The sequence below is a fragment of the Frigoribacterium faeni genome (assembly GCF_007988805.1).
In the GTDB taxonomy this organism is placed as follows: Bacteria; Actinomycetota; Actinomycetes; order Actinomycetales; family Microbacteriaceae; genus Frigoribacterium; species Frigoribacterium faeni.
Map to the genome: position 1 here is coordinate 46,716 of NZ_BJUV01000014.1, position 20,841 is coordinate 67,556.

Consider the following 20,841-nt stretch of genomic DNA (forward strand, 5'->3'; position numbering starts at 1 on the left):
GACGTCTCCGGCGATCACAGGTTCGGCGTCCCCCACCTCCGCCGTGACGCGGATCAGCCCTCGGCGGCCCGCGTCAGCGCGGCCAGCACCTCGCCCATGACCTCGCCCGGAGTCACCTCGCCGGTGGCCGGCGAGTCGAACGCCGAACCGAGGGCGACATCGATCAGGAGGCGCGCCAGGGTGTCCGAGGTCAGCCCGGTCGCCTGCACCGTGCCTCCCTGGAAGACCTGCTCGATCAGGCCCCGCAGCTTCTCGAGCACCGCCCGCCGCTGCTCGACGAACACGACCATGACCCGCTCGTCGGCGAGCGCCTGCGACCGGAACTCCGACATCAGCGCGAAGTCCTCGGCCTGACCCGGGCCGTACGGCTCGAACGCCCGGCGCACCGCGTCGGGCAGCGACGTGAGGGCCGTGCCGGGCAGCATCATGTCGTCGAGCGCCCGCAGCGCCGCGTCCGTCTCGCGACGCAGCAGCTCGACGACCAGGTCGGCCTTCGACGCGAAGTTCGAGTAGACCGCGCCCTTGCTGAAGCCGGCCTCGCGGGCGACCTCGTCGAGGGTCGTGGTGTGCACTCCCCCGGTCGAGAAGAGCCGGGCCGCGGCGACGAGCAGGCGCTCGCGGACCTCCGCCTTGGGCGGTCGAGTCGTGGGCGCATCGGCGGAGCTCACCATGACCCCGAGCCTAGGGGACGCCTGCCGCCCGATCGCGGAGGGCTGTCCACGATGCGCAGCAGGTGCCGTCCTACTCGAGCTCGGCGAGGTCGGCGTAGAGCCCGGTGATGTCGCCGATGCGCGTCCGGCCCCGGCGCGGATGCTCGGCCAGCACCGCCGAGGCGAGCAGCGCGGCCAGGCTCATCGCGGCCGCGTAGCTGTCGAACGGCGACGGGCTGTCGACGGGGCACTCGAGTCGCAGCACTCCGGTCGCGCGCGCGGTCACGTCGCCGATCATCACGACGGGCACCCCCTGCTCGACGAGCGCTCCGACCAGCCCGGCGAACCCCGCCGGACGACGCCGGAACCCCACCAGCACGACCACGTCGCGCGCACCGAGCCCGGCGAGCTCCTCGCCGATCGACTGCCCGGGCTGCGGGGCCAGCCGCACGTCGTCGCGTGCCTGCACGAGCTGCTGCCGCAGGTGCGACGCCACGGGGTAGCTGTTGCGGAACCCGGCGACGACGACCCGGTCGGCTCCGGCGATCAGCCGCGCGGCCGTCTCGAGACGTCCGTCGGCGAGACCGTCGAGCATCCGCTGCAGGTTGCGGTGCTCGGCCGCCGCGTGCTGCGCGAGATCCGAGGAGGCGCTGGCCGAGCCGATCGGCACGCCCCGGCTCCGCGACGCGCGCGCCTGGTCACGCACCTCCTGCGCGTCGGTGAAGCCCAGACGGCGGAACAGCCGTGACACGGTGGCCTTCGAGACCCCGCTCCGCTCGGCGATCTCGGTCGCCGTGTAGACGGCGAGATCGTCGAGGTGGTCGAGGATGAAGTCGGCGGCCCGCTGCTCGCGCGGGCTCAGGGCGCCGTAGCCGGAGTCGATCCGGTCGCGGATGCCGCCGACGGAGCCGGGCTCGGAGCCGGGCTCGCTGCCGGGCTCGGATGTGCTCGCGCCGGCGCCCGCGTCGCCCTCGGCATCCGTCACGCGTCCGCGCCCGCGTGCCGCGCCGCGAGCGCCCGCACCGCGGCGTCGAACGCGTCGAGCGCGACGGCGACGTCGCCCTCGGTCACGATCTCGTCGGGGTGGTGACTGATGCCGCCGTTGCCGCAGCGGACGAAGAGCATCGCCCAGTCGGTCAGCTCGGCGACGGCCATGGCGTCGTGCCCGGCCTTCGAGAAGAGGGTCATCGGGTCGGCGTCCCCGGTCGCCACGATGCCGTCGCGCACGACCTCGGCGAGGTGCCTGCTCGCGACCACGGCCGGAGCCGAGTGCGTCTCGTGCGCCTCGAAGATGAGCCCGCGGGTCGCGGCCGTCTCCGCTGCGGCCGCCTGGATGGCGGCCCAGACCTCGTCGCGCCGGTCGTCGTGCTCGGCCCGCAGGTCGAGGCTGAACTCCACCAGCCCCGGGATGACGTTGACCCCGCCCGGGAACGCCTCGAGCCGCCCGACGGTGGCGATGCAGCCGGCGTCGCGTGCGAGACGCTCGACGGCGAGCACCACCTCGCTCGCTCCGGCCAGGGCGTCGTGGCGACGGTGGAACGGCACCCCGCCCGCGTGCCCGGCGACGCCGGTCATGGTCAGCTCGAACCGCCGCGCTCCGGCGATGGACGACACGACGGCGAGCGCCCGGTCGGCCTCCTCGAGGTACGGCCCCTGCTCGATGTGCGCCTCGAGGTACCCCACGACGGAGTCCCGAGGAGGCGCGGCCTCCCCCACCGCCTCGGGGTCGAGCCCGAACGCGACGAACGCGTCGCGCAGGCTCACGCCCTCCGCGTCGGCCAGCTGCCACCAGGCGTCGTCCCAGGTGCCGGCGACGGCGCGCGAGCCGAGCAGGGCGGTGCCGAAGCGGGTGCCCTCCTCGTCGCCGAACGCGAGCACCTCGACGGCGAACGGGAGCCGGACGCCCTCGGCGTTCAGCCGCTCCACGACCGCGATCGCGAGCAGCACGCCGAGGATCCCGTCGTAGCGGCCGGCGTCGGGCACCGTGTCGAGGTGCGAGCCGAGCAGCAGCGCGGGCGCCCCGGGCTCGGCGCCCTCGTAGCGTCCGCGCTGGTTGCCCGCGGCGTCGCGCCAGGTGGTCATGCCGGCCTGCTCCATCCAGCGCCCGGCCATCTCGTTCACCCGGGCGTGCTCGGGGCTGAGGTAGACGCGCGTGATGCCGGTGTCGCTCGACGAGACGGCGGCGAGCACGTCACAGCGCTCGAGCACGGTGCGCGCCTCGTCGAGGGCCGGGGCGCCGGTCGAGGGCGGGACCTGCGGGCCGGGGGCGGTCTCGGGGCTCACGCTGCGCCTCCTGCGGTCCCGTCCGTCGACGCCGCCTCGGGCGCGATCGTGCCCGCGTCGGCCCGGGTCTCGACCGGCGAGCTCGCCGCGGCCCGGTCGGCGTCGGCGTAGACGTCGTACGCCGCACCGACTCCGCCGCCGGTCGTGACGGGGGCTCCGGCGCGGCGCAGCACGGCCTCGAGCGCCGAGAGCGTGGTGAGCACGGTGTCGCGGCGCGCGTTGTAGCCCATGGTCCCGATGCGCCAGACCTTGCCGTGCAGCGGACCGAACGAGGTGCCGATCTCGATGCCGAAGTCGGTCAGCATCGCGCCGCGCACGGCGTCGCCGTCGACGCCGTCGGGGATGACCACCGCGACGACGTTGTTCATCTTGTGCTCGAGGTCGCCGAACACCTCGAGGCCGAGCCCCTGGACGCCGGCGAGCATGGCCGAACCGTGCAGCGCGTGGCGGGCGACGGTCTGGTCGAGGCCCTCCTCGACGACGAGGCGGGCGCACTCGCGCGCCCCGTAGAGCATGGTCGTCGCCTCGGTGTGGTGGTTCAGCCGCTGCGGGCCCCAGTAGTCGAAGATCATCGCGAGGTCGAAGTAGTTCGAGGCGATGCGGCGCGAGCTGGTCACGTCGCCCTCGGTGCGGATGCCGGCCTCGACGGAGGCGCGCGACCGGATGGCCTCGACGGCCCGGGCCGAGAAGGTGGCCGGCGCCGAACCGGACGGACCGCCCAGGCACTTCTGCAGCCCCGCGGTGACGGCGTCGAGCCCGAGGGCGTCGGTGTCGAACGCGTTGCCCGAGATCGAGGCGGTGACGTCGGTGTAGAAGAGCACGCCGTGCTGCGCGCAGACCTCGCCGAGACCCTCGAGCGGCTGGGCGACGGTGGTCGAGGTGTCGCCGTGCACGACGGCGAGCAGCTTCGGCTTCACCCGCTCGATCGCGGCGGTGATCGTCTCGAGCGGGAAGACCTGGCCCCACGGCACCTCGATCACGTGCACCTCGGCGCCGCAACGCTCGGCGATCTCGCGCAGCAGGTGCCCGAAGCGTCCGAAGACCGGCACGAGCACCCGGTCGCCGGGCTCGATCAGCGAGACGAGCGCGGCCTCGATGCCGGCCCGCGACGTGCCGTCGACGAGCACGGTCTGCTCGTTCGCGGTCTGGAACACCTCGCGGTAGAGGGCCTGGGTCTCGTCCATGTAGGCGGTCATCGCCGGGTCGTACTGGCCGACGAGCTGCGCCGACATCGCACGCAGCACGCGCGGATCGGCGTTGATCGGGCCGGGGCCCATCAACAGGCGAGCGGGCGGGTCGATCTGCTGGAAGACTCGTTTCACCCGCCCCATGCTACGCAACCCGTGTTTCAGGCAGGTGAACTCCCGAGGGCGATCGAGCCGTCGGGCCGGCACCGGGCCGAGGAGGCGCGGTTCAACTCGGCCACGCCGCCGCCACCCCCAGCAGCGCCAGATCCGACCCCCGCGGCCCCACGAAGCAGAGCCCGACCGGCGCGCGGCGTCGAGATGCCCCGTCGGGGGCCCTCGAGGCGTCCCCCTGCCCCTGACGGGTCGCCTCGACGGGCACGTGGAGCACCGGCGCCGAGACGGCGGGCGCGCCGAGCACGCCGGCGACGCAGGTCAGTCCGAGTGTGGCCGAACGCACGGCGTCGACCTCGGCGGCCGTCGCGCTGAGCGAGGGCGCGGCCGACGACGCGCTCGGCAGCAGCAGCACCCGTCCGGCGAGCGTGGACTCGAGGCGGTGACGTTCGTGCTCGAGGGCGACCCGCGCCTCCTCGGCCTGCTGCGGTGAGATCGTCGACCCGAACGCGAAGCGGGCGGCGACGTCGGGGGCGAGCTCGCCCGGATGGGCGGTGATCCAGGCGCCGTCGGACCGCCAGGCCTCGAAGGCCTGCCGCACGCGGAACAGCTCGAACAGGTGCGCGACGTCGCCGAGAGCGACCTCCTCGGGGCGGGCGACGGCTCCCGAGGCGACGGCCTCGTCGACGGCCGACGTGAAGGCGGCCCGCACCTCGGGCGACACCGGGGCGAGCAGCGTCGGGTCGACGACGAACGACGGCTCGACGCCCCGCTGCTCGGCCCTCGGCAGCGAGGTCGCGGCCGTGCGTCGGAGGGTGTCGACGTCGCGGGTCAGCCAGCCGACGGTGTCGAAGGTCGGGGCGAGCGGCAGCAGTCCGGTGCGGTCGACGGCGCCGTGCGTCGTGCGGATGCCCCAGAGCCCCTGGTACGACGCGGGCACCCGCAGCGATCCGCCCGTGTCCGTGCCGAGCGCGATGCTCGCCTGACCGAGCGCGACGGCCGTCGCGGGGCCGCTCGTCGAGCCGCCCGAGATCGCCCCGGGCACGGCCGGATTCGGCGGGGTGCCGTACGCGGAGTTGCGGCCGGCGATGCTGTACGCGAACTCGTCGGTCCGGGCGATGCCGCGGAGATCGGCTCCCGCGTCGACCAGACGCTGCACCGCGGCGGCGTGCCGGGTCTCCGGCGTCGCGCCGGCGAGGTACGCGGGCACGCCGGCGCCGATCGCATGACCGGCGACGGCGAAGAGGTCCTTGACAGCGACGGTCTCGCCGGAGAGCGGGCGGGTCGCATCGTCCGCCGAACCGGGACCCGCAGGAGGCGCGGTGCCCGTCGACCCGTCGCCTCGCGCCCCCGAGACGAGCGGCTCCCCGACCACGCGCCAGACGCGACGGTCGATCGCGGGCGGCGGGGCCTGCACCTGCGCGGACGCGATGCGCCAGGGGCGGAGCGGGGCCTCGGCGAACGGCGCGCGTCGCCAGAGCTGCGTCACGACGCCGCGTCCACCGCCGGCCGGCGCGTTCACCGACACGATCAGCGCGGCGTCGCCGTCGAGCACGCGCACGTGGCACTCGACCACGCGGCGGAGCGGGCCCGAGCCGCGCCTGCCGCGGAACGCCGTGATGGCGTCGTGACCGACGAGGAGACCGCCGGCGTCGGCGCGCATCACGGTCGCGGTCGGCTCGAAGGCCGCGGCGAGCGCCGGCTGGTCGTCGGCGGCGAGCGCGCGCTCGTAGGCGTCGAAGGCGGCGAGCAGGCCGTCGGGGAGGTCGCCCTCGACCGTGGTGGGGGTGGCGTCCGAGCCGACCCGCGCCTCCTCGGGGACGCCGTCAGCCACGGTGCACCCCGGCGAAGTCGGCGACGCGGATGCGGGCGTGCACGCCGGTGACGAGGTCGACCACCTGCGAGATGTCGAAGTCGGTCGCAGCGCTGAGGTAGGCGTAGGCGAGGGTCTCGTCCATGCCGTAGCGGGCGCGGAGCAGAGCGATCGCGGCTCGGACGCAGGCACGCACCGCCTCGTCGAGGTCGGGGTCCATGCCGGTGGGCACGAGGTGGTCGGTGGTCTCGGCGAGCGGGCCGACGAGCTCGCCGAACTCCGCGACGGCGACGTCGTGCGGCACGAGGTCGAAGCGGACCGTGACGCGCAGCGAGGCCTCCATCGCGGTGAGCGCGACCTCGCCGTCGCCCTGCGCGAAGTGCGGGTCGCCGACGTAGGCGAGCGCGCCCGGCACCTGCACCGGCAGGTAGAGCGAGGCCCCCTCGGTGAGCAGGTTGATGTCGATGTTGCCGCCGTGCGCCCCGGGCGGCACCGAGTGCGGGCGGGTGCCGCCGGCGACGGCCACGCCCATGATGCCGAGGAACGGCCGGAGCGGGAACCGCACGACGTGCTCGCCGCCGGCGACGAGCGGCAGCGTGCCGACCAGGCCGTCCGTGCTCGCGGCGGCGCCGGGGGTGCCAGCGGCGCCGGGGGCGTTGGGGCTGCCGGGGCTGTCGGCGCGCGGCTCGCGGTCGACGGCGGCGAAGACGCTGACGTTCTCGGCGCCGAGCGGGTACTCGCCGGCGAGCGCCCCGCGGCCGTGGCGGTTCGAGACGATGCCGTACGGCACCCTCGGCGTCGCCGTGAGCAGGGTGAGCTTGACGAGGTCGCCGGGCTGGGCGCCGCGCACCTCGATCGGACCGGTGACGACGTGCGGGCCGTCGACGGCGGCGTCGCGCCCCGAGAGGTCGGAGGCGGCGATCGCGACGGCGTCGAGCAGCACCTGGTCGGCGGGGACGCCGTGCGAGGCGAAGAAGGCGAGCGGGTCGCGGCCCTGGTCGTCGAGGACGCCCTCGTGACTCACCGTGTCGATCGTCACGGTCGACCCCGGCTCGACCGAGAGGACGGGAGCGTCGGAGGCGCACGGCAGTCGACCCCAGAGCGTCGTCCCCGGGGTGGCCGGCAGATAGACGTCGCCGGGCCTCTCCCCCTCGCCGGGCTGCAGGATCGGGACGGCGGGAACGGGTGCTGCGCCGGGCTCGGCTGCTGCGCCGGGCTGCGGGGCCGGTTGCTGGTCGGTCATGCGGCGGGGCCTCTCGATCGTGCGCACCCGGGTGCGGTCCGATCCCGGGTGGCTTCGACCCTAGTGACTCGGCCGTCCCTCCCGAGGGCGGTCCTGAAACAAGCAGTTCACAATCGGCCCATCCTGAAACACGCCGTTCACATGGTCGTGTGAGGATCAGCGCATGGCGATCATCCTCGGCGACAACCAGTACGGCAAGGCGGAGTCCCGCCTGGTCCGCATCGTGCGCGACTCCCCCCGGCACGAGATCCGCGACCTCAACGTGACCACCGCGCTGCGCGGTCCGTTCGAGGCCGCCTACCTCGACGGCGACCAGTCGGCCGTGCTGCCCACCGACACCCAGAAGAACACCGCGTTCGCGTTCGCCAAGTCGCACGGCGTGCAGTCGATCGAGGGCTTCGGCCTCGACCTGGCCCGCCACTTCGTCGACGACATCGCCCCGGTCGAGGGCGCCCGCATCGAGATCGAGGAGTACGCCTGGCAGCGCGCCGTCGTCGACGGCGTCGAGCACGACCACACCTGGCTGCGCAGCGGCCAGGAGGTGCGCACGGCGGCCGTCACCGTCGACGCGAGCGGCGACCACGTCGTGGGCGGCCTGAAGGACCTCGTGCTGCTGAAGTCGACCGGGTCGGAGTTCGCGGGGTTCCTCAGCGACGAGTTCACCACGCTGCCCGAGACCCACGACCGCGTGATGGCCACCGCTCTCGACGTCAAGTGGCGCTTCACGTCGGTCGACCTCGAATGGGACGCCGTCTACGCCGAGATCAAGCGCCTGCTCGTCGCGCAGTTCGCGACGCTCCAGTCGCTGGCCCTGCAGCAGACCCTCTGGCACATGGGCAAGGCCGTGATGGAGGCGGTGCCCGAGATCGCCGAGGTGCGTCTCGTCGCCCCGAACAAGCACCACTTCGCCTACGACCTCGACCGGTTCGGCCTCGAGAACGCCAACGAGGTGTTCTGGGCCGCCGACAGGCCGTACGGTCTGATCGAGGCCACGCTGATCCGCGACGACGCGCCCGCGGCGGGCGACGCCTGGCGCGCCTCGGCCGGCCTCGCCTGACCGGCTCCCCCGCACCTCCCCCTCACCGACCCGACCCGACACCTCCAGGAGGCGCCATGCCCCACTCCGACGACGCCCGCTGGCTCGCCCGAGCCATCGACCTCGCGGTCGCCAACGTCGCCGACGGCGGCGGCCCGTTCGGCGCCCTCATCGTGCGCGACGGCGAGATCGTCGCCGAGGGCCAGAACCGGGTCACCCGCGACCTCGACCCGACCGCCCACGCCGAGGTCGTCGCCATCCGCGCCGCCTGCTCGGCCGTCGGCGACTTCTCGCTGGCCGGCACGACGCTCTACACCTCGTGCGAACCGTGCCCGCTCTGCCTGTCGGCCTCGCTCTGGGCCCGGGTCGACCGGGTGGTCTTCGCGGCCGACCGGCACGACGCCGCCCGCGGCGGCTTCGACGACCTCGAGTTCTACGAGCTGTTCGCGCGCGACCGCTCGACCTGGGACCTCCCGGTCGACGCCGTGCGCCCCGAGAACGCCCCGGCGCCGTTCGACGCCTGGCTCGCCGCCGACCACCGGACGGACTACTGAGTCGGTGGGCACGGAGCCGATGAGCGCGGCCCCGTCACGGGCCGCCCCGACGACCGGGTCAGCTGCCGCGGTAGGTCGAGTACGCGAACGGGCTGAGCAGCAGGGGCACGTGGTAATGCGCGGCCTCGTCGGCGAGGTCGAAGTCGATCGTCACGCGCGGGTAGAACGACGCGCGATCCGTCGCGGCGAAGTACGCCGCCGTGTCGAACACGAGACGGTAGGCGCCGGCGTCGAGAGCGTCCGGACCGAGATCGCCCACCCGCCCGTCCTCGTCGGTGCGGCCGGTGGCCAGCCCGACGCCGTCCGCGTCGGACAGCACGACCGGCACCCCGGCCGCCGGACGGCCGAGGGCGGCGTCGAGCACGTGCGTCGTGACGTGGCTCATGCGACGGGCGCGATCGGCGAGGCCGTCTCGGTCGACCGACCGGTCTCGGCGCTGCGGCCGCCGAAGGTCTGGCGCAGCCGGAGCACGGCGATCTCGACCAGCTGCTCGCCCGCCTCCTGCTTCTCGGTCTCGTCGTCGAGCTTCAGCCGCCGCTCGAGCTCGTCGATGATCTCCGCCTTGCTGCGGCCCGCCGCGCGGATCACGAACACGCGACCGAAGCGCTCCTCGTACGTGGCGTTCCCCTCGGCGAGCGCCTTGACCTCGTGCGGGTCGTCGGTCAGCTGCGACGCCTGCTGCTCGCGCCGGCTGAAGTCCTGGGCGGCGCCCTCGCCGACCGGCTTCTCGCCGATGCGCGGGTGGTGGGCGAGCGCCTCGTCGATCTCGGCCGCGCTCAGCGGGTCGCCGGCGTGCTCGGCCGCCTCGACCAGCCCCTCGACGTCGTCGAACGGCGCGGCGGCGGCCACGTCGTCGACCCAGCGCTGCACGGACAAGGCGGTGGCGAGGTGCTCGCGCAGCTCGCTCTCGGGGACGTCGATCATGGTCGCCACTGTAGCCAGCCCCGGCTGCACGACGCCGCACCCGATCGGAGGCGCCCCGTGGATCTCGTGACCGTCGCGGCCGTCCGCACCCCCGCCTCCCGCGCCGAGGTGGTCTTCGCCCCCGGCGAGCGTCCGCTCGGCGGCGGCACCTGGCTCTACTCCGAGGGCCAGCCCGGGCTGACCGGCCTCGTCGACCTGACCTCGCTCGGCTGGGCTCCGCTCGCCGAGACGGCCGACGGCCTGACCGTCGCGGCGACCTGCACCATCGCCCAGCTCACCCGGGTGGCGGCCCGCGAGGAGTGGACGGCGCACCCCCTGATCGGCCAGTGCGCGAACAGCCTGCTGGCATCGTTCAAGATCTGGAACGTCGCGACGGTCGGCGGCAACGTGGCGCTCGGGCTGCCCGCCGGCTCGATGACCTCGCTGATGTCGACCCTCGACGCGACGGCCGTCGTGTGGACCACCGACGGCGGCGAGCGCCGGACGCCGGTGGCCGAGTTCGTGACGGGCCTGCGCGAGTCGGCGCTCGCCCCCGGCGAGGTGCTCCGCGCCCTCGAGATCCCCGCGGCGTCGCTCGAGTCGCGCACGGCGTTCCGCCGCATCGCGCTCAGCCCGCTCGGCCGCTCAGGCACCCTCGTGACCGGGCGCCGCGGAGCGTCGGGCGAGTTCGTCGTCACGATCACGGCCGGCACCGTCCGACCCGTCCAGCTGCGCTTCGACGAGGTGCCGGGCGAGCGGGCCCTGACCGACGCCGTCGACCGCGTCGTCGACTGGTACGACGACCCGCACGGCGCCCCCGACTGGCGGCGGGCCACGAGCACCGCGTACGCCGAAGAGATCCGACGAGAACTGGGAGGCTCCTGGTGAGCACCGTCGACGACACCGCACCCGGCCGGCACGGCTCGACCGCCACGCAGGGCATCACGAACGGCGGTCGCCGGGTCGCGTTCGAGGTCGACGGCGAGCGGATCGACGCCCCGGTCGCCCCGGGCCAGGTGCTGCGCACGCTGCTGCGCGAGTCGGGCGTGCACGCGGTCAAGAAGGGCTGCGACGCGGGCGACTGCGGCGCATGCTCCGTGCTGGTCGACGACGAGCCCGTGCACTCGTGCATCTATCCGGCCCACCGGCTCGACGGACGCCGGGTCACCACCGCGGCCGGGCTCGGCACGCCCGAGCACCCGCACCCGGTGCAGCAGGCCTTCGTCGACGCGGCGGGCTTCCAGTGCGGCTTCTGCACGGCGGGCATGGTCGTGACGGCCTCGACGTTCACGGAGGCCGACCGCGACGATCTCCCGCGCCTCCTCAAGGGGAACATCTGCCGGTGCACCGGCTACCGCTCGGTGCGCGACGCGATCTGCGGCGTCGGCAACACCGTGACGCCCGACGCCGGCGAGGCGGCCGGCCGCTCGGTCAAGGCACCGGCCGGGGCGCGGGTCGTCACCGGTCGCGAGGAGTACACGCTCGACGTCCGCAGCCCCACCACGCTGCTGCACGTCGCCGTGCTCGGCAGCCCGCACCCGCACGCGCGCATCCTGTCCATCGACACCGCCGCGGCCCTGGCGATGCCCGGGGTGCACGCGGTGCTGACCCACCGGGACTCCCCCGCGACGCTCTTCTCGACCGGACGCCACGAGAACCGCGAGGACGACCCGGACGACGGGCTCGTGCTCGACCCCGTGCTGCGGTTCCGCGGCCAGCGGGTCGCCGCCGTCGTCGCCGAGTCCGTCCGTCAGGCGCAGCTCGCCCTCGACGCGATCGACGTCGAGTACGAGCCGCTGCCCGCCGTCTTCGATCCCGAGGAGGCCCGACGCCCCGGCGCCCCGCTGCTGCACGGCGAGAAGTCCGGCGAGGTCTCGCGCATCGCGTTCCCCGAGCGCAACACCGTGGCCGCCATGCACGGCGAGACCGGCGACGTCGAGGCCGCCCTGGCCGCCGCCGACGCGACCGTCGAGGGCACCTGGACGACCCAGCGCGTCAGCCACGGCTCGCTCGAGACGCACGCCACGCGCGGCTGGCTCGACGACGACGGCCGCCTGGTGCTCCGCACCTCGAGCCAGGTGCCGTTCCTCGTGCGCGACGAGATCGCCCACGTCTTCGGGCTCGACCAGGAGGACGTCCGGGTCTTCACCAAGCGCGTCGGCGGCGGGTTCGGCGGCAAGCAGGAGCTCCTGACCGAGGACCTCGTCACGCTCGCCGTGCTGACGACGGGCCATGCGGTGCAGTACGAGTTCAGCCGGGAGGACGAGTTCACCATCGCGCCCACCCGCCACCCGATGCGGGTGCGCGTCCGTCTCGGCGCGACCGCCGACGGCACGCTCACCGCCCTGCACGTCGACCAGCTGATGGACACCGGCGCGTACGGCAACCACGGCGTCGGCGTCATGTACCACTCGGTGCACGAGTCGGTGGCGGTCTACCGCTGCGCCGCGAAGCGCGTCGACGCCGAGTCGGTCTACACGAACAACCTGCCGTCGGGGGCGTTCCGCGGCTACGGGCTCGGCCAGGTGATCTTCGCGATCGAGTCCGCGATGGACGAGCTCGCCATCCGCCTCGGCATCGACCCGTTCGAGCTGCGTCGACGCAACGTCGTCGTGCCCGGCGACCCGATGGTCGTCACCGATCCCGACGAGGAGACCGACCTGATCTGGGGCAGCTACGGCCTCGACCAGTGCCTGGACCTCGTCGAGGAGGCGCTGGCCGACCCCGACCCGGAGCCCGCCCCCGAGGGCCCCACCTGGTCGACCGGCACCGGCATGGCCCTCGCCATGATCGCAACCATGCCGCCGCGCGGGCACTTCGCCGACACCACCGTCGAGCTCCGCGCCGACGGCGGCTACGACATCGGCGTCGGCACCGCCGAGTTCGGCAACGGCACGACCACCGTGCACGCCCAGCTCGTCGCGACCGCGCTCGGCACCACGCCCGACCGGGTGTCCATCCGGCAGTCGGACACCGACGTCGCCCGGTACGACTCGGGGGCGTTCGGCTCGGCCGGCGTCGTCGTCGCCGGGAAGGCGCTCTGGGCCGCGGCGCAGAAACTCCGCGCCGCGATGATCGACCGCGCCCTCGGCATCGCAGGAGGCGCGGCGGAGGTCGTCGACGGAGGGCCGGCACCCGAGGTGGTGACCGGCGGGGTCGTCGTGACCCGCGCCTCCTCGTCCGACGGCGGTGCCGACGGCGCGGCGACGGGCGCCTCTGCTACGCGGCTGGTGACGGTCGACGAGCTGCTGGCCGACGGGCCGCTCGTGGCCGACGGCAGCCACGACGGGACGCCGCGCTCGGTGGCGTTCAACGTGCACGCGTTCCGGGTCGCGGTCGACCGCGCCACCGGAGAGGTGCGGATGCTGCGCTCGATCCAGGCGGCCGACGCCGGCACGGTGCTCAACCCCGAGCAGCTGCGCGGGCAGGTCGAGGGCGGCACAGCCCAGGCGATCGGCACGGCCCTCTACGAGGAGATGATCCTCGACGGCGAGGGGCGGGTGCTGACCAGCGCGCTGCGGAACTACCGGCTGCCGAAGTTCTCTGACGTGCCCGTGACCGAGGTGCTCTTCGCCGAGACCCACGACGAGCTCGGGCCGCTCGGCGCCAAGAGCATGAGCGAGGCGCCGTACAACCCGGTCGCCCCGGCGCTCGCCAACGCGATCCGCGACGCTCTCGGCGTGCGGCCGCACGAGCTGCCGATGTCGCGCGACCGGCTCTGGCGGCTCGCCCGGTCGACGCCCGAGCGGCCCTGAACGGCGGACCGCTCCCCGAGGCCCCGCGGTGCGGGGTTCGGGGTTCGGGGAGCGGTGCGCGGCTCGTCGTGAGGCGGGCGGGCGGAGGCGTGCGGCCTCAGCCGATCGGCGCGGGCATCGGGACGACGCGGTACGCCGCCTCGAGGGTGTCGCCGGTGGCCGGGTCGTGCATCTCGACCGACCAGACGTCGGCGAACTGGTCGACGCCGGGGGTCATCGCGACGGTGCCCGAGATGAGCACGGTGCCGGGGGTCGCGAGGTCGCGCTCGGCGAGGACGTCGAGCCAGTAGTCGGGGGTCAGCAGGGCGCCGAGGGTGGAGTCCTGGATCAGCTGACGGGCATCGCCCTCGCCCACGTACCCGCGCAGGGTGATGTCGTCGAGGCGGTCGCGCACGTCGTCGAGCCACCAGGCCCGCGTGCCGAGGATGTCGGGGCTCGCGTTCTTGCTCCACGCGACGCCGTGCACCTCGAGGGCGCGGTCGGTGTGGTCGCAGGCGACCGTCAGCAGCACGCCCGAGTCGGTGATGACGAGGGCCCATTCGGCCTCGCCGCTGGTGCGCTCGTGCTGCACCGCGACCTCGTCGGCCTGCGAGGCCAGGTACGGCGACACCGGGTAGAGGGCCGGCGTCGTGGTCGGGCCGGGGACCCCCAGCTCGGCGAGCTCGGCGATGTGCGCCTGGACCTCGTCCTGCTCGCGGCCGGCGTACCCGGCGTTCAGGAGGCGCGTGACCTCGACGGTCTCGGTCGAACCGTCGGGCAGGGTGAAGTGCAGCGTGCTCATGGGTCTCCTCCAGAGGTGGTGGCGTGTTTCGGTCCGGTAAAAAAAGCGCCGGGTCGACGGTCGGCACTGTTGCTCGCGCTGTCGTACACCTACTGTATACACACGGTATCGCCGTGGCACCACCCCTCCGACCGATCCCCACCGAACTCGATAGGACAGCCCATGACCACCGAACCCCAGGCCCCCGGACCTCAGGTCGACGGAGCGCCGGTCACCCGCCGCTCGCTCGCCAAGGCGTTCACGGCCTCGCTCACCGGCACCTCGCTCGAGTGGTACGACTTCGCCGTCTACTCGGCCGCGTCGGCCGTCGTGTTCCCCGTCGTGTTCTTCCCGTCGAGCGACCCGTACACCGCGACGATCCTCGCCTTCTCGACCTACGCGGTCGGCTACGTCTCGCGTCCGCTCGGCGGCTTCGTCTTCGGTCGCCTCGGCGACAAGATCGGCCGCAAGCCCGTCCTCGTGACGACGCTGCTCATCATCGGCATCGCGACCTTCCTGATCGGCCTGCTGCCGAGCTACGCCACGATCGGGCTGGCCGCGCCGATCCTGCTCGTGCTGCTGCGCTTCGCCCAGGGCGTCGGCGTCGGCGGCGAGTGGGGCGGAGCCGTGCTGCTCTCGAGCGAGTTCGGGAATCCGAGGAGGCGCGGCTTCTGGTCGTCCGCCGCGCAGGTCGGTCCCCCGGCCGGCAACCTGCTCGCGAACGGCGCGCTCGCGGTGCTGACCGCGGTGCTCAGCGAGGAGGCGTTCCTCGACTGGGGCTGGCGCGTCGCCTTCCTCGCCTCGGCCGTGCTGGTCGGGTTCGGACTCTGGATCCGCCTGAAGCTCGAGGACACCCCCGTGTTCCAGGCCCTGGAGGCGCGGGGCGACGCCCCGGCCGCTCCGGTCCGCGAGGTGTTCACCACGCAGCTGCGCCCGCTGATCGCAGCCATCCTCAGCCGCATCGGACCGGACGTCACCTACGCCCTCTTCACCGTCTTCACCCTCACCTACGGCACGACGACCCTCGGCCTCGAACGCAGCCAGGTGCTCGTCGCCGTGCTGATCGGCTCGGCGTTCCAGCTGATCGGGATCCCGCTCGCCGGTGCGCTGTCCGACCGCATCAACCGCCGTCTGCTCTACGGCGTCGCCGCGGTGGGCGCCGCGATCTGGGCCTACGTGTTCTTCGCGATCACCGACGGCTCGTCGACCGTGGTGCTGACCATCGGCATCGTGCTCGCCCTGGTCTTCCACTCGTTCATGTACGGCCCGCAGGCGGCGTTCATCGTCGAGCAGTTCTCGCCGCGCCTCCGCTCCACCGGGAGCTCGCTGGCGTACACGATCGCCGGCGTCTTCGGCGGGGCCATCGCGCCGCTGATGTTCACGATCATCTACGAGCAGACCGGCAGCGGGATCGGCATCGCCCTCTACCTCACCGTCGCCGTCGTGCTCACGCTCGTCGGGCTCGCCCTCGGACGCGACTCGAACGTGCAGGAGGACGCCGACTACCTCGTCGGAGCGCCGGCGACGGGTGCCGGGACGGACGGGATCGACGCGACCCGCGCCTCCTCGGGTCCCGCCTCGGGGTCGCGGGACTGACCGCCCCGGGCGGCGCCGTGCGATCAGCTGCGCAGGAGGAGGTCGAGCGTCACCCCGAGGTGGCGGTCGATCGCCTCGCGCGCGGCCTCGGCGTCGCCCGAGGCGAGGGCCTCGACGATCTCGTCGTGCTCGGCGCAGACCCGCTCCTGCCGGTCGGTGCGCCGGAAGAGCGCCTCGACGCCGACCATCACCTGACGGGCGCGGAGCTTCTCGTAGCTGCGCGACATGAGGTCGTTGCCGGCCGCGTCGACGAGCAGCTGATGGAACCGCCGGTCGTGCTCGATGAACAGCTGGCCCGTCTCGTGCGGGTCGAGGTCCTTCAGCTCGTGCTGACTCCGGAGCACGGCCCGCATCTCGGCGAGCGGCACCCGGCCGCTGGCGAGGGTCGTCGTGGCGGCGTGACGCTCGAGCACCCCGCGGAGCTCCATCAGCTCGGCGATCTCGCGGCCGCTGATCACCGGGACCCGCGCCCCGCGCTTCGGGATCATCTGCACGAGGCCGTCCGAGGCGAGCAGCAGCAGCGCCTCGCGGACGGGCGTGCGCGAGACGCCGACCCGCTCGGCGATGTCCTGCTCGCTGAGGAACGCGCCCTGCATGGCGGGGTCGACGAGGACCTGCGAGTAGAGGTACTGGTAGGCCCGGTCGCGACCCGAGGCCGCGGGTGCGAGCGGTTCGGGATTCATCTGCATACCATACGTATACACCACCGATCGGAGAAACCATGCGCGTAGCGCTCGCCCAGATCATCAGCTCGGCCGACCCGCAGGCGAACCTCGCCGAGATCACGACGACGACGGAGGCGGCGGTCGCCCGGGGCGCCGAGCTGGTCGTGTTCCCCGAGGCCGCCATGTGCGCCTTCGGCAACGACCTCGGCGCCGTCGCCGAACCCCTCGACGGCCCGTGGGCGACGGCGCTGCGCGCGCTGGCCCGCCGGCTCGGCACCACGATCGTGGCGGGGGCCTTCACGCCCGGCTCGGGCGGTCGCGTGCGCAACACGCTGATCGTCGCCGGGCCGACGGCCGACACCGACGACTCGTACGACAAGATGCACCTCTTCGACGCCTTCGGCTACGCCGAGTCCGACTCGGTCGAGGGCGGCGAGCGGGCGGTCACCGTGTCGGTGGGCGAGACGACGGTGGGGCTCGCCACCTGCTACGACATCCGGTTCTCGTCGCTGTTCCTGGCGAACGCCGCGGCCGGAGCCCGGATCAGCATCGTGTGCGCGTCGTGGGGCGCCGGGCCCGGCAAGGTCGAGCAGTGGCAGCTGCTGGCCCGGGCGCGGGCCGTCGACACGACGACGGTGGTCGTCGCCGTCGGACAGGGCGACCCGGCGTCGCAGGGCGTCGAGCCCGTCGGGGCGGCCCCGACCGGCGTGGGCCACAGCATGGTCGTGTCGCCGTTCGGCGTGGTGCTGCACGAGCTGGGGGCCGAGCCCGAGCTGCTCGTCGTCGACGTCGACCTCGACGCGGTCGACGCGGCGCGCGGCTCGCTGCCCGTGCTGGCGAACCAGCGCTTCGCGGTGGGTGCGTTGGGCGACTGACGCGCGACGCGCCTCCTCGACACGCGTCGCGCTCCGCGCCCGCTCGTGCGCCCGCGCTTGATGATCGAGTGGTCCGAAGATGCTCTTCGCCAGCGGGTGAAGAGCATCTTCCGACCACTCGATCGACGTGCGCCAGCTGGCGCCCCCAAGACCCAGGGCTACGGCGAGCTGGGCGACTCCACGGTCACGGAGCCGCTGACGATGTCGGCACGCAGGGCGTCGATCTCGCCGCTCAGCTCGGCCGGCACCGACGACTCGAGGTCGTGGAACGGCGCGAGCCCGACGCCGTCGTTCTCGAGCGTGCCGACGTAGGGCTCGTTCGTGAACGACCCGTCGGTCGACGAGATCGCGATGTCCTGCACGGCCTGCTCGGTGTCCTTGATGACCGAGGTCAGCAGGATCGGGCGGTACTCGGCGGGCAGCGTGTCGTAGCCGTCGTTGTCGACCCAGACCACCGACACGTCTCCGGCGTCGAGCGCCGCCGACGCCGCGCCCTCGCCGACCTGACCCGCCACCGGCATGATCACGTCGGCGCCCTGGTCGATCAGCGCCTGCGCGAGCTGCTTGCCCTTGTTGACGTCCTCGAAGTCGCCGGTGAACGAGCCGTCCTGCGTCGCCTTGTCCCAGCCGAGCAGCTTCACCGTGGTGCCGTGCGCCTCGTTGTAGGCGTCGACGCCGTCCGAGAAGCCGTCCATGAACAGCGTCACCGGAGGCTGGTTGCCCCCGCCGAACGTCGCCACCGCACCCGTCTTCGAGACCCCGGCCGCGAGGTAGCCCGCGAGGTACGAGGCCTGCGCCGTGTCGAACACGATCGGCTTGACGTTCTCGCCCTCGACGGTCTCGTCGACGATCGCGAAGTCGATGTCGGGGTTCGCCGCCGCCTGCTCCTCGGTGGCCGGCGCGAGCTCGTAGCCGACGGTCAGCACGAAGCCGCAGCCCGAGGCCACGGCCTGAGCGACGTTGGGGGCCAGGTCGGTCTCGTTGGTCGAGACGAGCACCTCGGCTCCGATGCCGTCGTCCTTCTGCGCCTTCTGCAGCCCCGCCCAGCTCGACTGGTTGAACGAGCGGTCGTCGAGCCCGCCCGAGTTCGTCACCATGCGAGCGCAGTGCGTCGAGTCGGTGGACGCCGGATCCTCCGCCGGGGCGGACGCGCAGGCCGCGAGCGCGACGAGGGTCGCAGCCGACAGGGCGACCGAGCCGAGGAGGCGCGGGTGGCGCGGACGGGACGACGGACGGTTCGTGCGGGTGGACACGGCGGTGACCTCCAGGTCGGGCGAAGCGGTGCTCTCGCACGCGAGACGCTCGGTCGATGAGCGGTCCTCCGGAGATCATGGCAGGAGCCCGCCGGTGTGGCGAGCCCGCCGCCGGTCCCGTTACGTGATCGAAGCCGAGCCCCGACCGGCGGCGTGCACGAGCAGGGCGACCTGCACCCGGTTGTCGACCTCGAGCTTCTCGTAGACGTGACCGACGTGGGTCTTGACGGTGGCGACGCTGACGTAGAGGGCGGCGGCGATCTGCGCGTTCGACGCCCCCTCCGCGACGGCGAGCGCGACCTCGGTCTCGCGCTCGGTCAGGCGCGCGAAGCGCTCGCGCTCGACGCGGCCGACGGCCGCGTCCTCGGGGGCGGGGCGTCCGGCGGCGACCCCGATCACCCGGTCGAGCACCGACGGCGAGAGGATCGACCGCCCCGACGCCACCGTCCGCACCGCCTCGACGAGCTCGTGCGGCGGGGTGTCCTTCACCAGGAACCCGCGCGCGCCCAGGCGCAGGGCGGAGAGCACGAGGTCGTCGGCGTCGAAGGTGGTCAGCACGAGCACGGCGAGGTCGGGTCGGCGGGCGAGCTCGCGCTCGGTCGCGACGAGCCCGTCGCAGCGCGGCATGCGGATGTCCATCAGCACGACGTCGGGCTCGGTGCGGGCGATGACCTCCTCGGCCTCGAGCCCGTCGCCGGCCTCGCCCACCACCTCGATCCCGGCGCCGCCGCCCAGCAGGAGGCCGAGGCCGGTGCGGACGAGGGTCTCGTCGTCCACGATCACCACGCGGATCGGGGCCGGCACGTCGGGCCGGTCGCCGTTCAGCGGGTCCACGGCAGCACCGCCTCGACGACGTGCGAGCCGTGGCCGTCGGGCCCGGCGCGGAACGTGCCGCCGACGAGCCGCACCCGCTCGGCGAGACCGGTGAGTCCGTGCCCGGGGGCGGAACCGCGACGCTCGAGGGAGGGGTTCCGCACGACGATGCGGAGGGACTCCCCCGCGGCGCCGTCCAGGGCGACCGTGACCGGCTGACCGGGGGCGTGCCTCCTCGCGTTCGTCAGCGACTCCTGCACGATGCGGTACGCGTGCCGGCCGAGCGAGGTGGGCAGATCGGACAGCTGCGCTCGGGTCGCGTCGTCGACGCCGCAGGTGACGACCGTGCCGGCGGCTCGGGCCTCGACGAGCAGGCCCTCCAGGTCGGCGAGGGTGGGCTGAGGAGGCGCGATCTCCGTCACCTCGGAGGCTCCGGTGGCCGACGGGTCGCGCAGCACCCCGAGCACGTCGCGCAGCTCGCTGAGGGCCGACTGCGCGTTGTCGCGCACGACGCCCGCCGTGGAGACGACCTCGTCGACGCTGAGCTCGCGCCCTCGGTACTCGAGCGCCCCGGCGTGCAGGGCGACGAGCGACAGGCGGTGCCCCAGCACGTCGTGCATCTCGCGGGCGATCCGGGAGCGCTCGTGGTCGCGGACCCGCTCCTCGCGCAGCGCCTGCTCGCCTTCGGCGAGGCGGGCCCGCTCGAGCAGGGCGGCGATGAGATCGCGGCGGCTGCCGATCGCGACCCCCACGGCGATGAGCAGCGCGTAGACGAGGACGACGACGATGATCAGCTGCCAGGCGGGCAGCGAGCCCGCCGACGCCGGGAACACCGCGGCCTCCGAGAACCAGGCCGCGGCGAGGAAGACCACGCCGACCGCCGCGATCTCGCGGGGGCGTCGTCGCGTCGCGAGCGAGACCAGCGCCAGGACGGCGGCACCGGTGGCGACGGTCGACACGCCCGCGAGCGCCGCCAGGACGAGCGCGACGACGAGGGGCGCCCGGCGGCGGAACACGACGAGCACCAGGGCGGCCAGCCCGCCCGCCAGGTCGCCCATCATTCCGATGCCGAGCCGGGCGTCGCTCCAGCCGGTCGTGTCGATCTCGGGCCAGACGACGGCGAAGGAGAGGATGCCGATCAGGGCCGCCAGGGCGACGCGCCAGGACTGGGCCCAGACCCGACGACCCCGGGAGGCGCGGGGCACGGGAGTCGCGCGGGGCCTCGTGCGCAGAGGGGGCGCGGCGGGTGCCGACGCCGTCCCCGGGAAGGGCGGGGAGCTCGGAGAGGTCGCTGCGGGTGCCGTCATGACCACGAGCCTAGGGAGAGGCCGGTCCGCGCCGGAT

19 protein-coding genes are annotated in these 20,841 nt (G+C 73.8%); 6 read left to right on the forward strand and 13 right to left on the reverse strand.

Annotated elements, in window-relative coordinates:
* Nucleotides 1–53 precede the first annotated feature (53 nt).
* From FFA01_RS08375 to FFA01_RS08400, 6 genes are all read right to left on the reverse strand, one after another.
* The gene (locus FFA01_RS08375; RefSeq protein ID WP_146854928.1) at nucleotides 54–671 is read right to left on the reverse strand and encodes a TetR/AcrR family transcriptional regulator; all 618 of its coding nucleotides are present in this window, start codon (nucleotides 669–671) and stop codon (nucleotides 54–56) included.
* A 70-nt stretch (nucleotides 672–741) separates the two neighbouring features.
* A complete protein-coding gene (locus FFA01_RS08380; RefSeq protein WP_244289766.1) occupies nucleotides 742–1,635 on the reverse strand; it encodes a MurR/RpiR family transcriptional regulator in 894 nt (297 codons plus the stop codon).
* Nucleotides 1,632–2,933: an allantoate amidohydrolase gene (locus FFA01_RS08385; RefSeq protein ID WP_146854930.1), complete on the reverse strand. Its 1,302-nt coding sequence runs from the start codon at nucleotides 2,931–2,933 to the stop codon at nucleotides 1,632–1,634. The genes FFA01_RS08380 and FFA01_RS08385 overlap by 4 nt, the downstream gene beginning before the upstream one ends.
* Nucleotides 2,930–4,210, reverse strand: a complete 1,281-nt coding sequence (locus tag FFA01_RS08390) for a pyridoxal-phosphate-dependent aminotransferase family protein (RefSeq protein ID WP_146854999.1) — start codon at nucleotides 4,208–4,210, stop codon at nucleotides 2,930–2,932. The genes FFA01_RS08385 and FFA01_RS08390 overlap by 4 nt, the downstream gene beginning before the upstream one ends.
* Nucleotides 4,211–4,346: 136 nt before the next feature.
* Nucleotides 4,347–6,065, reverse strand: coding sequence for an AtzH-like domain-containing protein (locus FFA01_RS08395; RefSeq protein WP_146854932.1), 1,719 nt, complete (start codon nucleotides 6,063–6,065; stop codon nucleotides 4,347–4,349).
* A complete protein-coding gene (locus tag FFA01_RS08400; protein ID WP_146854934.1) occupies nucleotides 6,058–7,287 on the reverse strand; it encodes an acetamidase/formamidase family protein in 1,230 nt (409 codons plus the stop codon). Before FFA01_RS08400 ends, FFA01_RS08395 begins: the two co-directional genes overlap by 8 nt.
* A 163-nt stretch (nucleotides 7,288–7,450) precedes the next feature.
* Here FFA01_RS08400 and pucL point away from each other — a divergent pair, with 163 nt between their 5' ends.
* Nucleotides 7,451–8,344 (forward strand): factor-independent urate hydroxylase, encoded by an 894-nt coding sequence (gene pucL / locus FFA01_RS08405; protein WP_146854936.1) that lies wholly within the window; start codon nucleotides 7,451–7,453, stop codon nucleotides 8,342–8,344.
* A 56-nt stretch (nucleotides 8,345–8,400) separates the two neighbouring features.
* The gene (locus FFA01_RS08410; RefSeq protein ID WP_146854938.1) at nucleotides 8,401–8,877 is read left to right on the forward strand and encodes a nucleoside deaminase; all 477 of its coding nucleotides are present in this window, start codon (nucleotides 8,401–8,403) and stop codon (nucleotides 8,875–8,877) included.
* Nucleotides 8,878–8,935: 58 nt separating this feature from the next.
* On the opposite strand, the gene uraH is transcribed toward FFA01_RS08410, so the two are convergent.
* Together uraH and uraD are read right to left on the reverse strand one after the other, a co-directional pair.
* Complete coding sequence (gene uraH / locus FFA01_RS08415) at nucleotides 8,936–9,262, reverse strand: hydroxyisourate hydrolase (protein ID WP_146854941.1); 327 nt, start codon at nucleotides 9,260–9,262, stop codon at nucleotides 8,936–8,938.
* Nucleotides 9,259–9,801, reverse strand: coding sequence for a 2-oxo-4-hydroxy-4-carboxy-5-ureidoimidazoline decarboxylase (gene uraD, locus FFA01_RS08420; RefSeq protein WP_146854943.1), 543 nt, complete (start codon nucleotides 9,799–9,801; stop codon nucleotides 9,259–9,261). Before uraD ends, uraH begins: the two co-directional genes overlap by 4 nt.
* Before the next feature lie 57 nt (nucleotides 9,802–9,858).
* Here uraD and FFA01_RS08425 point away from each other — a divergent pair, with 57 nt between their 5' ends.
* Together FFA01_RS08425 and FFA01_RS08430 are read left to right on the forward strand one after the other, a co-directional pair.
* Entirely contained in the window at nucleotides 9,859–10,668 is an 810-nt protein-coding gene (locus FFA01_RS08425; protein ID WP_146854945.1) for an FAD binding domain-containing protein, read from the forward strand.
* 53 nt (nucleotides 10,669–10,721) lie between these two features.
* Nucleotides 10,722–13,535, forward strand: a complete 2,814-nt coding sequence (locus FFA01_RS08430; RefSeq protein ID WP_146855001.1) for a molybdopterin-dependent oxidoreductase — start codon at nucleotides 10,722–10,724, stop codon at nucleotides 13,533–13,535.
* A gap of 97 nt (nucleotides 13,536–13,632) precedes the next feature.
* Here the strand turns inward: FFA01_RS08430 and FFA01_RS08435 are convergent, their stop codons facing one another.
* A complete protein-coding gene (locus FFA01_RS08435; protein WP_146854947.1) occupies nucleotides 13,633–14,316 on the reverse strand; it encodes a DUF2848 domain-containing protein in 684 nt (227 codons plus the stop codon).
* Between the two features lie 162 nt (nucleotides 14,317–14,478).
* Between FFA01_RS08435 and FFA01_RS08440 the strand changes: the two genes are divergently transcribed.
* Nucleotides 14,479–15,891 carry an MFS transporter gene (locus tag FFA01_RS08440; RefSeq protein ID WP_146854949.1) on the forward strand — a complete coding sequence of 471 codons (1,413 nt, stop codon included), beginning with the start codon at nucleotides 14,479–14,481 and terminating at the stop codon, nucleotides 15,889–15,891.
* A gap of 23 nt (nucleotides 15,892–15,914) precedes the next feature.
* Here FFA01_RS08440 and FFA01_RS08445 read toward each other — a convergent pair whose 3' ends face one another.
* Nucleotides 15,915–16,574, reverse strand: coding sequence for a GntR family transcriptional regulator (locus tag FFA01_RS08445; RefSeq protein ID WP_167627320.1), 660 nt, complete (start codon nucleotides 16,572–16,574; stop codon nucleotides 15,915–15,917).
* A 38-nt stretch (nucleotides 16,575–16,612) separates the two neighbouring features.
* Here FFA01_RS08445 and FFA01_RS08450 point away from each other — a divergent pair, with 38 nt between their 5' ends.
* Nucleotides 16,613–17,431, forward strand: coding sequence for a nitrilase-related carbon-nitrogen hydrolase (locus FFA01_RS08450; RefSeq protein ID WP_146854953.1), 819 nt, complete (start codon nucleotides 16,613–16,615; stop codon nucleotides 17,429–17,431).
* A 158-nt stretch (nucleotides 17,432–17,589) separates the two neighbouring features.
* Here the strand turns inward: FFA01_RS08450 and FFA01_RS08455 are convergent, their stop codons facing one another.
* From FFA01_RS08455 to FFA01_RS08465, 3 genes are all read right to left on the reverse strand, one after another.
* Entirely contained in the window at nucleotides 17,590–18,684 is a 1,095-nt protein-coding gene (locus FFA01_RS08455; RefSeq protein ID WP_307725044.1) for a BMP family lipoprotein, read from the reverse strand.
* 120 nt (nucleotides 18,685–18,804) lie between these two features.
* Nucleotides 18,805–19,518 carry a response regulator transcription factor gene (locus FFA01_RS08460; RefSeq protein ID WP_244289767.1) on the reverse strand — a complete coding sequence of 238 codons (714 nt, stop codon included), beginning with the start codon at nucleotides 19,516–19,518 and terminating at the stop codon, nucleotides 18,805–18,807.
* Entirely contained in the window at nucleotides 19,506–20,804 is a 1,299-nt protein-coding gene (locus FFA01_RS08465; protein ID WP_146854955.1) for a sensor histidine kinase, read from the reverse strand. Before FFA01_RS08465 ends, FFA01_RS08460 begins: the two co-directional genes overlap by 13 nt.
* Nucleotides 20,805–20,841 lie beyond the last annotated feature (37 nt).

Coding starts and splice junctions, on each gene's coding strand:
- FFA01_RS08410 (WP_146854938.1), top strand. CDS start 8,401: ATGCCCCACTCCGACGACGCCCGCTGGCTCGCCCGAGCCATCGACCTC.
- FFA01_RS08440 (WP_146854949.1), top strand. CDS start 14,479: ATGACCACCGAACCCCAGGCCCCCGGACCTCAGGTCGACGGAGCGCCG.
- FFA01_RS08450 (WP_146854953.1), top strand. CDS start 16,613: ATGCGCGTAGCGCTCGCCCAGATCATCAGCTCGGCCGACCCGCAGGCG.
- FFA01_RS08375 (WP_146854928.1), bottom strand. CDS start 671: ATGGTGAGCTCCGCCGATGCGCCCACGACTCGACCGCCCAAGGCGGAG.
- FFA01_RS08435 (WP_146854947.1), bottom strand. CDS start 14,316: ATGAGCACGCTGCACTTCACCCTGCCCGACGGTTCGACCGAGACCGTC.
- FFA01_RS08400 (WP_146854934.1), bottom strand. CDS start 7,287: ATGACCGACCAGCAACCGGCCCCGCAGCCCGGCGCAGCAGCCGAGCCC.
- FFA01_RS08465 (WP_146854955.1), bottom strand. CDS start 20,804: ATGACGGCACCCGCAGCGACCTCTCCGAGCTCCCCGCCCTTCCCGGGG.
- pucL (WP_146854936.1), top strand. CDS start 7,451: ATGGCGATCATCCTCGGCGACAACCAGTACGGCAAGGCGGAGTCCCGC.
- uraH (WP_146854941.1), bottom strand. CDS start 9,262: ATGAGCCACGTCACGACGCACGTGCTCGACGCCGCCCTCGGCCGTCCG.
- FFA01_RS08445 (WP_167627320.1), bottom strand. CDS start 16,574: ATGAATCCCGAACCGCTCGCACCCGCGGCCTCGGGTCGCGACCGGGCC.
- FFA01_RS08390 (WP_146854999.1), bottom strand. CDS start 4,210: ATGGGCCCCGGCCCGATCAACGCCGATCCGCGCGTGCTGCGTGCGATG.
- uraD (WP_146854943.1), bottom strand. CDS start 9,801: ATGATCGACGTCCCCGAGAGCGAGCTGCGCGAGCACCTCGCCACCGCC.